Consider the following 12,847-nt stretch of genomic DNA (forward strand, 5'->3'; position numbering starts at 1 on the left):
CGAGATGACAAATAATGCCAATGTTCGGGTTGAACATTGGCATTATTTGTCATCTCGGCGATTGCCCGGCGTGTAAACAGGTGATGCATATTAGGCAACTTTGAGTGTATGATGGGTGTCACAAACCCAGTTCCGTCCCACCACCTAAGGAGTTGCGCGATCTTGGAAGAGCTCCGCATCGAAGCCAACGGGAACCTTGGCCCCATCGATTCCTCCCGCATCCCGCGCTACGCCGGCGCTGCCACCTACGCCCGCCTGCCCCGCCTGGACCAGGTCTCCAAAGCTGACGTGACCGTGGTTGGCGTTCCGTTCGACTCCGGCGTCTCCTACCGCCCCGGCGCCCGCTTCGGTGCCAACCACGTGCGTGAGGCCAGCCGCCTGCTCCGCCCGTACAACCCGGCGTGGGACGTCAGCCCCTTCGAGAACATCCAGGTGGCCGACGCCGGGGACATGGCAGTGAACCCCTTCAACATCAACGAGGCCATCGAGACCATCCAGCAGAATGCGCTGGACCTCACGGCGAACGGCAGCAAGCTCGTCACCCTCGGTGGCGACCACACCATCGCCCTCCCGCTGCTTCGCGCCGCCGCGGAACGTGCGGGGGAGCCCATCGCCATGCTGCACTTCGACGCACACCTCGATACCTGGGACACCTACTTCGGCGCCGAGTACACCCACGGGACGCCGTTCCGCCGTGCGGTAGAAGAAGGCATCCTGGATACCGAAGCCATCAGCCACGTCGGAACCCGCGGCCCGCTGTACGGCAAGAAAGACCTCGACGACGACCACCGCTTTGGGTTCGGAATCGTCACCTCCGCGGACGTTTACTACCAGGGCGTCCTGGAGACGGTGGCCAAGATCCGCGACCGCATCGGCAACCGTCCGCTGTACATCTCCGTGGACATTGACGTCCTGGATCCGGCCCACGCGCCCGGCACGGGCACCCCCGAAGCCGGCGGCATCACCAGCCGCGAACTCCTGGAGATCATCCGCGGCTTCCGCGGCATGAACCTCGTGGGAGCGGACGTTGTTGAAGTCGCCCCGGCCTATGACCACGCGGAAATTACCGGTGTTGCCGGCAGCCATGTTGCCTACGAGCTGGTTACCCTGATGGCCGACAACGCGGTGGAAGGCGACCGTCACGGCGCGCCGAACGGCTACGCGCAGCAGGCCCTCGGCGCCCGCATCGAAGAGCTGGCCAAGGCGACGCGGCGATGATCGATTTTGATCCGGGCACAGCAGCCCCGACCCGTGAAACCGGGCAGCGCAACGGCGGGGATCTCGTCGTCGAGACCCTCGAAGCGCTCGGCGCCAAGACGGTTTTCGGCATCCCGGGCCAGCACGCGCTGGGCCTGTTTGATGCGATGGGCCGTGGCAACCTGCACTTCGTCTCTTCGCGTGTGGAGAACAACTCGGCGTTCGCCGCGGACGGGTACTCCCGCGCCACCGGCGAGGTGGGCGTGCTGTTCCTCTCCACCGGTCCCGGGGCGTTGACGTCGCTGGCAGGCCTCCAGGAGGCGTACGCAACGGGTGTTCCCATGGTGGTGGTGGCCAGCCAGATTCCGCTGGACGGACTGGGCGCCCGCCGCAAGGGCATGCTGCACCAGCTTGATGACCAGAAGGCCTCGGCAGCCAACGTGACCAAGAGCCAGCGCCTGATCCAGCACGCCTCCGGGATCCCGTCGGCTATCCAGGACGCCTGGACCGAGGCGATCTCCTCACCGCAGGGCCCGGTCTGGATCGAAATCCCGCAGAACGTGCTGTTGGACCCGATCGTGGTTCCGCCGGTCGAGGACGCCTTGGCTGAAGCTTTTGACAACCCGCCCCGGGTTGAGCTGATCCGTGAGGCAGTGAAGTGGCTTACGACGGCGGAACGTCCGGCGATCATCGCAGGCGGCGGCACGCGTCGCGGCCGTGGCGAAAAGGCGCTGCTGTCCATTGCCGAACAGCTCCGGGCACCCGTCATTTGCACGCCGGGCGGAAACGGCGCCTTCCCGTGGAACCATGAACTGTCCCTGCAGTCGTGGATCGAGGACCGGTACATGACCGACGTCCTGGAGGACGCGGATGTGTTGATCGTCATCGGTTCATCCCTGGGAGAAGTGACCTCGAACTACTTCACGTTCGAGCCGCGTGGGCGGATCATCCAGATCGATGCCGAGCCCCGCGTATTGGAGTCGAACCGGCCCGGGCTGGGTATCCGCGCCGATGCCGGGCAGGCATTGGCTGCCTTGGACCAGGCCCTTGCCGAGGCCGATGCCGCCAACACGGCGGTTCGCTCCTGGCACGGCACCAGTCCGGAAGAACTGGTGAAGGAATCTCTGGCCAAGGTCAAGGCCCGCTTGGAATCGCAGGACCTGGCCAAGGAACTGAAGTTCATGTCCGACATCCGCGAGGCTGTCCCTGACACCATGCAGACCTTCTGGGACATGACCATTGCGGCGTACTGGGGCTGGAGTTGCTGGGATGCCCGCGAAGGCCAGTTCCACTCCGCCCAGGGCGCAGGTGGACTGGGTTACGGCTTCCCGGCCGCGATCGGCGCTGCTGTAGGTTTGGAAACCGTCGGCAAACCCAGCAGGGTGCTGGCAGTTTCCGGTGACGGTTCGTCAATGTATTCCATCGCCGAGCTGGCAACTGCCAAGCAGCACAACGTTCCGGTCACGTGGCTCATTGTGGACGACGGCGGGTACGGCATCCTTCGCGAATACATGGTGGGCGCCTTCGGCAAAGCCACCGCCACGGAGCTTGCCCGCCCCGATTTCGTCAAGCTGGCCGAGTCGTTCGGCGTCCCGGCCCGCAGGGTGGCCCCGGAGGAAGTGGGGGACGCGCTGAAGGACTCCTTCGCCGCGGACGGGCCCAACGTCGTCGTGGTTGAAACGCTGCTCAAGATGTTTGGACCCACGCACCTGGACGACTAAACGCGTCCACGGAACTTAACAGGAACCAAGAGGACCCCGCACGGCATTGCCGTGCGGGGTCCTCTTGCTGTGGAGCAGTCCTCGCATTTTTAGTTTCCCAAAGTAATCAATCGGAGGTATAGTTGCTTTAGGCAAACAAAAAGGGGTGTATTTCATGTCCGTCGGTTCAACCACGGCCACCGACCTTGTCCATCAGATCTTCGACCTGCAAAGGACCCTGCGCTGTGTGGTGGCCGCCCAACTGGGCCGGGTGCCCGACCTCGGGGTTGCTGCCCAGGGCGTCATGCGCTACATCGGCGAGGGGGAGGCCAGGGCTACGCACTTGGCGGCCCGCCTCGGCGTCAGCGCGCCGGTGCTCAGCCGGCACATTGCTGAACTGGAGGAGCTCGGCTACGTCGTCAGGCGTCCGGACCCGGCCGACGGCAGGGCGCAACTGTTGGGCCTGTCCGAAGGCGGCCTTGTGAAGCTGCGCGAGTTCGAAGAACAGCGCAGCAGCAGGTTGCGTGACTACCTGGCGGACTGGAGTGAAGAAGACGCCTTGGAAGCTACGCACGTACTGCAGAAGCTCTCCACATCCCTTAAGGATTCCATCCGGGCAACGGCGGCCGGTTCCACAACCACCAAACTCTCTGTTTAGGAGCCACGAATGGCCAGACCATCAACCCAGGCCCCGGGCGCGGGGCAGCCTTCGGCCGGCGGCGCCGCTGCGCCCATGACGCACCGCCAGATCATGGAAGCGCTCACGGGCCTGCTCGCTGCCTTCTTCACGGCAATCCTCAGCAGCACGATCGTGGCAAACGCACTGCCCACCATCATGTCCGAGCTGCATGGCACCCAGACCGATTTCGCCTGGGTCATCACCGCGGCACTGCTGGCCAACGCTGCAACGACGCCCATTTGGGGCAAGCTCGCCGACCTCTTCGACAAGAAGCTCCTGGTCCAGCTGAGCATCATCATCTTCGTGGCGGGCTCCGTCATGGCCGGCCTGTCGGAAACCATTCCGCTGCTGCTGACCGCCCGCGTCATCCAAGGTGTCGCCATGGGTGGCCTCACCGCTTTGGCGCAGGCCATCATCGGCTCCATGATTCCGCCGCGGGACCGCGGCAAGTACTCCGGGTACATGGGCGCCGTCATGGCAGTCGGCACCGCGGGTGGTCCGTTGCTGGGCGGCTTCATCGTTGACAGCCCGCTGGGATGGCGCTGGACGTTCTTCGTCTGCGTGCCGCTGGCAGTGGTTGCGCTGATCCTGCTCCAGATCACGTTGAAGATCCAGCACATCAAGCGCCCGGCGAAGATCGACTGGCTCGGCTCCATCCTCCTGACGTCCGGCGTCAGCCTGCTCCTCATCTGGGTCTCCTTCGCGGGTGATCCGGAGTACTACGACTGGGTGTCCTGGCAGTCAGCCCTCATGGTGGGCGGTGGCGTGGTCTTGTTGGCCCTGCTGGTGTTCGTCGAGGGCAAGGTCCAGCAGCCCATCATTCCGCTCAAGATTATCTCCGAGCGCACCACGGCCCTGGCCATCCTGGCTTCGGTGTCCGTAGGCATCGCAATGTTCGGTTCCTCCACTTTTCTTGGTCAGTACTTCCAGGTGGCCCGTGGAGCCACGCCCACCGAGGCGGGACTCCTCACGCTGCCGATGATCGCCGGAAACCTGATCGGGTCCGTTGCCAGCGGTATCCTCATCAGCCGCTTCGGCAAGTGGAAGAGGTTCCTTATTGCCGGCAGCGTCCTGTTGATCGGCGGCCTCGCCTTCGCCGGCACCATGGACCACACCACCGAGCTGTGGCTTGTGGCCATCTACACGGCAGTGTTCGGCCTCGGACTGGGCATGCTGATGCAGAACCTGGTGTTGGCAGTACAGAACACCGTCCGCGCCACGGACATCGGTACGGCCAGTGCCTCGGTGGCGTTCTTCCGCTCGGTAGGCGGCGCGATCGGCGTCTCCGTGCTTGGCGCCATCATGTCCAACCATGTCAAGGACCTTGCCACTGAGGGGCTCGCTGCGGCAGGCATTCCCGTTCAGGGCGACTCCTCCGGAGCCAGCTTGGACCTCGCCGACATGCCCGCTCCCATCGCGGACATCATGCGCGCTGCCTACGGCGACGCCACGGCCCAGATCTTCCTGATCTCGGCAGTGATCAGTGTGGTGGCACTCATCGCAGTACTGCTCATCAAGGAACGTCCGCTGCGCCGCACCGTTGACGCGGCACCCGAGAAGGAACTGATCGCCACTGCCTCCGGTGACGCCGGCATGTCCCTGGACACCGCCTCCCTGGACGCGGTCAAGCCCGACGACGGAACCCGACAGAGGTCCTCCGGCGCCGGGAATGCCGTGGGACACGGGCGAAGCGGCAGGCCCATGGGCGAACGCTCAGCGGAAGACCTGGACCTCGAGTTCGCCCGGATCCTCACGCAGGAACGCCCGAACTCCCAGGCCTCCAATCCCGATGCCAAGCCGGGCGACGTGAAGGAACTGCAGGAGCAGCTCTCCCGCACCCAGTACGTCCTGGCGGAGCAGCAACTGCAACTGAGCCGTGCCAACGTGGAGCTTCAAGCACGCCTGCGCGAACAGCAGTCACTGGCCGAACAGCAAGCCCGTACCGCCGAAGATCTGAAAGCGCTGCGACGCGAACTCAAGCGCGAACGCCGGCAGCAGGAACGCATGGCATTGATGCTCCTCCAGGGCGTCGAGTCCCGATCGGACCACGGCAAGCACGCTGGCTAGTTCCTCCGCGGCATCCGCACCAATCAAGGCGCCGGCCGGGTCATCCAGCCGGCGCCTTGCTCTGCGCACTCACGGTCTGCTGATCCTCCGGGAGAACCGGAAACGAATGGACTAATCCGCTGGGATGATCTTTGCCCGTGGTTGTTTCGCGGGGGCAGGGGATTACGTAGAGTAAGGACGCTAATACTGTCAGCGCCTGCTGCTAAAACTTCTTTTACCTCATTCACGCACTCTCCTTAAGGATCCGTGGGCATGCTTGTCACCCTTATACGGCGCTACTCCAAGCCGTATTTGCCGCAGATAGTGGCCGTCCTGATATTCCAGTTGGCGTCCACTATTGCCACGCTGTACCTCCCCAGCCTCAATGCCAAAATCATTGACGAGGGAGTCTCCCGCGGCGATACCGATTTCATCTGGCGCACCGGGGCACTCATGCTCGCCGTTGCCTTGGGCCAGGTACTTACCGCCATCGCAGCCGTCTACTTCGGTTCCCGGACGGCCATGGCAATCGGCCGGGACCTCCGGCGCTCCGTCTACCGCCAAGTCAGCAGTTTCTCGGCCCAGGACGTCAACCGGTTTGGTGCTCCGACGCTGATCACCCGCGGCACCAACGACGTCCAGCAGGTCCAAATGCTGGTGCTGATGGGCCTGAACTTCATGGTTTCCACACCCATCATGTGCGTGGGTGGAATCATCATGGCTCTTCGCGAGGATTTGTCCCTTTCCTGGCTGGTCTGGGTTTCCGTACCGTTACTGGTAGCAGTGGTGGGTTACCTCGTGGTCCGGCTGATGCCGTTGTTTCGCTCGATGCAGGCCAAGATCGACGCCATCAACGGGGTACTCCGCGAACAGATCATCGGTATCCGCGTTGTACGTGCCTTCGTCCGTGAGCCCTATGAGGCAAAGCGGTTCGGTGATGCCAACCAGGACCTCACCGCGGTGTCGGTCAAGATCGGAAACCTCTTCGTCCTGATGTTCCCTGCCATCGGCATGATCCTCCACCTTTCCACTGCTGCCGTGCTGTGGTTCGGTGGCCAGCGCGTTGACTCCGGGGAGATGCAGGTGGGGGCACTCACCGCCTTCCTCCAGTACCTGCTTCAGATCCTGATCGCCGTCATGATGGGTACCTTCATGGCGATGATGATTCCGCGCGCCTCGGTGTGTGCAGACCGCATTGGCGAGGTGCTCGACGTCGAACCCTCCATCCACAACCCCGTCAACCCGGTGGTACCAGCTGCCAAGGCGGGCCGCGTGGAGTACCGGGACGTGACGTTCAAGTACCCGGGCGCCGAAGCCCCGGTGCTGAGCAATGTCTCCTTCACGGCCGAACCCGGCAAGACGCTGGCCATTATCGGGTCAACCGGCGCGGGCAAGACCACGCTGGTTTCACTGCTGCCGCGGCTCTATGACGTCGCTTCCGGTGAAGTACTGCTCGACGGCGTCCCGGTCACCCAACTGGATGCCTCGGAGATCAGCAGCCGCGTGGCCGCTGTTCCGCAAAAGCCGTACCTGTTCTCCGGCACCATCGAACACAACCTGCGGTTCGGCAAGACGGAAGCCACGGACCAGGAACTGTGGGATGCGCTGGAAACGGCGCAGGCCAAGGGATTTGTGGAGGAGAAGTCCGCCGGCTTGAACCGCCGGATCTCCCAGGGCGGAACCAACGTTTCCGGCGGGCAGCGCCAGCGGCTTTGCATCGCCAGGGCCTTGGTCACAAAACCCAATGTCTACGTATTCGACGATTCGTTCTCCGCTTTGGACGTTGCCACCGACGCCCGACTGCGGAAGGCATTGAAAGCCAAGACGCAGGACGCCACGGTGATCATCGTCGCCCAACGCGTGTCCACCATCCAGGATGCCGATGAGATCCTCGTGCTGGACAACGGCCGGATCGTGGACCGCGGAACGCACGACGAACTCTTGGAAACCTCGCCCACTTATCAGGAAATTGTTGAATCGCAGCTGAGCGTAGAGGAAATGGCATGAGCGGGCAGGACCAGCAGAAGAAACGCGGCTGGGCTGCGAAGGCAGAAGCTGCCAAAGCCGCCAAAGCGTCGGCCGCGGCGGACGTCGCCACCGAGGCCATGGAAGACGAAGACTTCGTCGAGGAGGAGTACGTCCCCACGGAGGCCGACGGCGGCATGTTCGGTGACGTGCCCGCCAAGAAAGCGAAGGCCTTCTGGCCCTCCGCCAAGCGACTCATGGGGTTGCTGAAGCCCGAGCGCATCGGCGTCTCGATCGTTATTGGGCTTGTTGTTGTTTCCGTGGTGCTGAACGTCATTGCACCGAAGATCCTCGGCAGCGCCATGGACGTTATTTTTGGCGGCGTCATCGGCAAGCAGCTCCCTCCCGGAGTGAGCCCGGAACAGTTCGCGGAAATCATGCGCCAGCAGGGCCAGGACAACTTCGCGGACATGGTCTCCAAGATGACGCTGACCAACGGCATCGACTTCCCCAAGCTGACGTTCCTGATCTCGATCGTGCTCCTGATGTACTTCGTGGCCAACATTTTCCTGTGGGCCCAGGGATGGTTGCTGAACCGGATTGTCATGCGGGTCATCAAGAATCTCCGCGATGAGGTCCAGGCCAAGCTGAACCGGCTGCCGCTGAACTACTTCGACACCCGCCAGCGCGGTGACATCCTGTCCCGCGTCACCAACGACGTCGACAACGTGCAGCAGGGCCTGCAGCAGGCCTTCGCTCAGTTGGTCAGTTCGGTACTGACGGTCCTGGGCATCATCGTGATGATGTTCATCGTGTCCTGGGAACTGGCCCTGATTGCGCTCATCGCGCTGCCGCTGTCCGGAGTCCTGGCAGGTGTCATTGGTGCCCGCAGCCAGAAGCTCTTTGCCGCCCAGTGGAAGAACACTGGCGCGCTGAACGGCCAGATCGAAGAATCGTTCTCCGGCCACGACCTCGTGAAGGTCTTCGGTCGCGATGCAGACATGTTGATTCGTTTCGACGAAAAGAACGAGGAACTCTACAAGGCCTCCTTCGGGGCGCAGTTCGTCTCCGGCATCATCTTCCCGGCCATGAACTTCGTGTCCTACTTGTCCTACGTCGGCATCGCAGTTGTGGGCGGCCTGCGCGTTGCGTCGGGTTCCATGAGCTTGGGCGATGCCACAGCCTTCATCCAGTACTCCCGCGAGTTCACCCAGCCTCTGGGCCAGATTGCCGGCATGGCCAACATGCTGCAGTCCGGTGTGGCATCCGCCGAGCGTGTGTTCGAGTTCCTCGACGCCGAGGACGAAGTCCCGGAGACCGGAACAAGGAACCTGCCGCCCAAGACCGACGGCCACGTGGAGTTCGATCACGTCTCCTTCAGCTACGTGGAGGATAAGCCGCTGATCGAGGACCTGTCGTTCAGTGCCGAGCCCGGCCACACCGTGGCGATTGTTGGCCCCACCGGTGCAGGCAAAACCACCCTGGTGAACCTCGTGATGCGCTTCTATGAACTCAACGCCGGGCGGATCACTTTGGACGGCGTCGACATCAAGGAACTCAGCCGGGCGGAACTGCGTTCCAAGGTGGGCATGGTGCTTCAAGACGCCTGGCTCTTCGGTGGGACTATCTACGACAACATCCGGTACGGCAACCTCGACGCTACGGAAGAGCAGATCATGGAGGCCGCCAAGGCGACGTACGTGGACCGCTTCGTCCGGGCCCTTCCTGATGGTTACCAGACCATCATTGATGAAGAAGGCAACAACGTCAGTGCCGGTGAGAAACAGCTCATCACCATCGCCCGGGCTTTTGTCTCCAACCCGTCACTGCTCATCCTTGACGAGGCCACCAGCTCGGTCGACACCCGCACGGAACTACTGCTCCAGAAGGCCATGGCAGCGCTCCGCACGGACCGCACCAGCTTTGTGATCGCCCATCGGCTCTCCACCATCCGTGATGCCGACACCATCCTGGTGATGGAAAACGGGCAAATCGTGGAGCAAGGCAACCACGGCCAACTGCTGGCACGGCAGGGCGCGTACTACCGCCTGTACATGTCGCAATTCGCGGGTGAAGACGCCGAGGAAGTCTCGGTGGATGATTCGACGGCGGTGCACAGCTGAGCATCGGAAAACCCCGGCGCATGGAGGTACTGGTACCCATGCGCTGGGGCGACATGGATGCGTACGGCCACATCAACAACGTGCAGATCGTGCGCATGCTCGAAGAGGCCCGCATTGCGGCTTTCGGGCCGCCGGCCGGTGCCGGCTTGCCTGGCGTTGAGCCGCCCGCTGCGTTGTTCAACGACGTCGGAGAAGGCATCATGACGCTCGTTGTGGAACACAAGGTCAGGTACGTCCGCACCCTGGAGTACCGCAATGTGCCGGCCGTCGTCGAGATTTGGGTTGGCGCCATCAAGGGTGCCAGCTTCGATCTCCACTACGTCATCAAGGACCCTGTTACCAAGGAAGAGTGCGTCAAGGCCAGCACGCACCTGGCGTTCGTGGCCGAGTCAACGGGGAGGGTGCTGCGCCTCACCCCGGAGCAGAAGGAAAAGCTCGAAGCCTACCGCGCGTAAATCCCCACGCCCTGCCGCATGGATGATGTGGAATTCCTTAAGCGGCAGGCGTGGTGCGCCCAGTCGGGGCGACCTAGAGTTTCCTCATGAGACTTGAGATCGCGGTGACCAGCGCCGCCGGTGCAGGCACGTCCGCAGCCGAGGGCGCGGACACGGTTGAACTCTGCAGCAGCCTGGAACTGGGAGGCATCACGCCCAGCCAAGGACTCTTGGAAGCGAGCCTTGAACACGTTGACGGACGGCTGGAAGTCCACGCCCTGGTGCGGCCCCGCCCCGGAGATTTCCATTACTCTGCCTCGGATGTAGACACCATGGTCCACGAGATCAAGCATCTGCTGCGCCAAGGCGCAGCCGGGGTAGTGGTGGGCGTGCTGACTGCGGAACAGGAAGTGGACGTTCCGGTTGTTCGACGGCTCCTTGAATCGGCAAAGGAAACAAACCCGGAGGCCCGGCTCACCTTCCACCGGGCCATCGATCAGTCCCGCGACCCCTTGGCTGCGTTGGACCTCCTCCTGGATCTGGGGTTCACCCGGGTCCTCACCTCCGGACATGAATCAACGGCAGGGGAAGGCCTGCACACACTGGCGCGGCTCGTTGAACGGGCCTCCGGCGCCATGGAAATCATGGCCGGGGGAGGGCTCAAGCTTGCCGACATCCCGGCCATGCACGCCGCCGGCCTCTCAGCAGTGCATCTCTCCGCGAAACGGACCGTGTCCACGCTCGCGGACTCTGCCGTCGCCCTCGGCAGCCGGGACGGTGCCGATCCTACGGCCTACGCGGTAACCGACCGGGAGACCGTCCGTGCAGCGAGGGCGGCAGTGAATGCGGCAACGATGGGGTCATGACGTGGCATCGTCCAACATCACAGTTAGCACCCTGACCCTGACCATGGCCGGGTTGGGCCCTCTGAATCCGTTGCCGGTGGTCGGCTCGGAGCTCGAGGAACCCTACAGTGTGGGGGAGGGCGTCCCGGAGGAGCTGAAGGCGACTGTCCTGCCGTCCATGGGCGGGCGGATCTGGGAGCTTTTCGACAAGGCCACCGGCAAGCAGCTCCTGCACACCCATGCGGCACCCCAGATCGCCAACATCGCATTGCGGAAGGCCTGGTTTGCAGGCGGCCTGGAATGGAACATCGGCACCCGGGGACATTCGCCCACCAGCTGCGATCCCTTGCATACGGCGATCGTGCACACGTCCGACGGCAAGCACATCCTCCGCATGTGGGAGTACGAACGGCTCCGCGAGGTGGTGTTCCAAGCGGACATCTGGCTTCCGGCCGATTCGGAGGTGCTCTTGGCTGCCGTCAGGATCCTGAATCCCAACGATCATGACGTCCCCATGTACTGGTGGAGCAACGCTGCGATTCCGGAGACGGACAGGACCCGGGTGATCGCACCTGCCGAGGAGGCCTTTGGCAGCGATTACGCCACCGACATCACCCGCGTCACACCCACCAACCACGAAGGCTATGACGGCACATGGTTGGTCAACAGTCCCCATGCCGCGGATTTCTTCTTCGACATCGACCCTTCGGAGCGCCGTTGGGTGGTGGCAGCGGATGACGACGGCGATGGGCTGGCCATGCTGTCCACGGACCTGCTGCGCGGAAAGAAGCTCTTCGTGTGGGGCCAGGGCGCAGGCGGCAAGCGGTGGCAGGAATGGTTGAGCCCCGGTGCCGGTCCCTACGCGGAAATCCAGGCCGGACTGGCCCGGACGCAGTTCGAACACCTCGCCATGCCCGCGGGCAGCCAGTGGTGCTGGGTTGAGGCTTACGGGAACGGCAGCCTGGATCCGGGGATCTCCCACGGCACGGACTGGCAGGCGGCAGTGGCGCACGCCGGGGAGCGTCTGGAAACGCTGATGCCCCGTGAGGAACTGGAGTCGCTGTTGCCGGCAGCCATACGCGACGCTGACGTGCCGCCGTCCACCATGGTCCGGATCGGCAGCGGCTGGGGCGCGCTTGAGCGGGCCCGTCGCCGACGCGCCGGCCGGAGCTGGGTTGCCGAAAGCGGGACGCCGTTCGTGCTGGAGAGCCTGACCGCGGAGCAGGAACCCTGGCTGGGGCTGCTGAAGGGACAAGCGTTCGACGGCGCTCCCTCCTTTGTGGCAGGGGCGGACTGGGAAGGGTTATTGGCCGGGCAGGAGAGCCCCGAGGCCCACTACCACCTGGCCACCATGCGGCACGCCCGGCAGGATCTGGAAGGCGCCACGGAGGAGTATCGCCGCGTCCTCGAATCGAACGGCGCCAGGCCGGCGACGATCGCGCTCGCCCGGCGGGGGTTGGCGCTGGTTCTCCTGGCAGCAGGCAGCGAACAGGAGGGGTTGGCTGAACTGCGGACGGCTGTCCGGAGAAATCCCTCCAACACCTGGTTGCTGACGGAAGCAGCCACCTTGGCAGTTCGCCATGGTGATCCGGCCATGGCGCTGGAACTGACCGGATCCGCTCCCACGGAGGGCGCCGCCGTCGGACGTTTGATGTTCCTGAAGGCCACTGCGCTGGCCCGGAGCGGCAGGGCAGCGGAGGCCGCGGCCATCCTCCGTGCGGGCGTGGAAATCCCGGATCTTCGCGAAGGAGAGGACGCCATCGCGGCGCTGTGGGAAGAGGTGTGTGCCGGGGAACCCGTGCCTGCTGCTTACCAATTCGGGATGCATTAAATGCTGAATGAAGCCTGTGGATATCCA

At 63.7% G+C, this 12,847-nt stretch carries 9 protein-coding genes; all 9 read left to right on the top strand.

What is annotated here, in order from left to right; all coding sequences use genetic code 11:
- Positions 1-162 precede the first annotated feature (162 nt).
- The 9 genes from speB to OCL88_RS09805 all read left to right on the top strand — a co-directional run bounded on the left by speB (position 163) and on the right by OCL88_RS09805 (position 12,820).
- Positions 163-1,218, top strand: coding sequence for an agmatinase (gene speB / locus OCL88_RS09765; RefSeq protein WP_062095456.1), 1,056 nt, complete (start codon positions 163-165; stop codon positions 1,216-1,218).
- The gene (locus OCL88_RS09770) at positions 1,215-2,918 is read left to right on the top strand and encodes a thiamine pyrophosphate-binding protein (protein ID WP_264962373.1); all 1,704 of its coding nucleotides are present in this window, start codon (positions 1,215-1,217) and stop codon (positions 2,916-2,918) included. Before speB ends, OCL88_RS09770 begins: the two co-directional genes overlap by 4 nt.
- A gap of 154 nt (positions 2,919-3,072) precedes the next feature.
- A complete protein-coding gene (locus tag OCL88_RS09775; RefSeq protein WP_264962374.1) occupies positions 3,073-3,555 on the top strand; it encodes a MarR family winged helix-turn-helix transcriptional regulator in 483 nt (160 codons plus the stop codon).
- A 9-nt stretch (positions 3,556-3,564) separates the two neighbouring features.
- A complete protein-coding gene (locus OCL88_RS09780; RefSeq protein ID WP_264962375.1) occupies positions 3,565-5,643 on the top strand; it encodes an MDR family MFS transporter in 2,079 nt (692 codons plus the stop codon).
- Positions 5,644-5,895: 252 nt separating this feature from the next.
- Positions 5,896-7,629 (top strand): ABC transporter ATP-binding protein, encoded by a 1,734-nt coding sequence (locus OCL88_RS09785; RefSeq protein WP_021472769.1) that lies wholly within the window; start codon positions 5,896-5,898, stop codon positions 7,627-7,629.
- Positions 7,626-9,710, top strand: a complete 2,085-nt coding sequence (locus OCL88_RS09790) for an ABC transporter ATP-binding protein (protein WP_319951650.1) — start codon at positions 7,626-7,628, stop codon at positions 9,708-9,710. The genes OCL88_RS09785 and OCL88_RS09790 overlap by 4 nt, the downstream gene beginning before the upstream one ends.
- 38 nt (positions 9,711-9,748) lie before the next feature.
- Positions 9,749-10,165, top strand: a complete 417-nt coding sequence (locus OCL88_RS09795; RefSeq protein ID WP_031216655.1) for an acyl-CoA thioesterase — start codon at positions 9,749-9,751, stop codon at positions 10,163-10,165.
- Positions 10,166-10,251: 86 nt separating this feature from the next.
- Entirely contained in the window at positions 10,252-11,010 is a 759-nt protein-coding gene (locus OCL88_RS09800; protein ID WP_264962376.1) for a copper homeostasis protein CutC, read from the top strand.
- 1 nt (position 11,011) lies between these two features.
- Entirely contained in the window at positions 11,012-12,820 is a 1,809-nt protein-coding gene (locus OCL88_RS09805; protein ID WP_264962377.1) for a DUF5107 domain-containing protein, read from the top strand.
- The last annotated feature ends 27 nt before the right edge of the window (positions 12,821-12,847 follow it).

This window comes from Paenarthrobacter sp. PAE-2, from assembly GCF_026013155.1.
Classification (GTDB): domain Bacteria; phylum Actinomycetota; class Actinomycetes; order Actinomycetales; family Micrococcaceae; genus Arthrobacter; species Arthrobacter ureafaciens.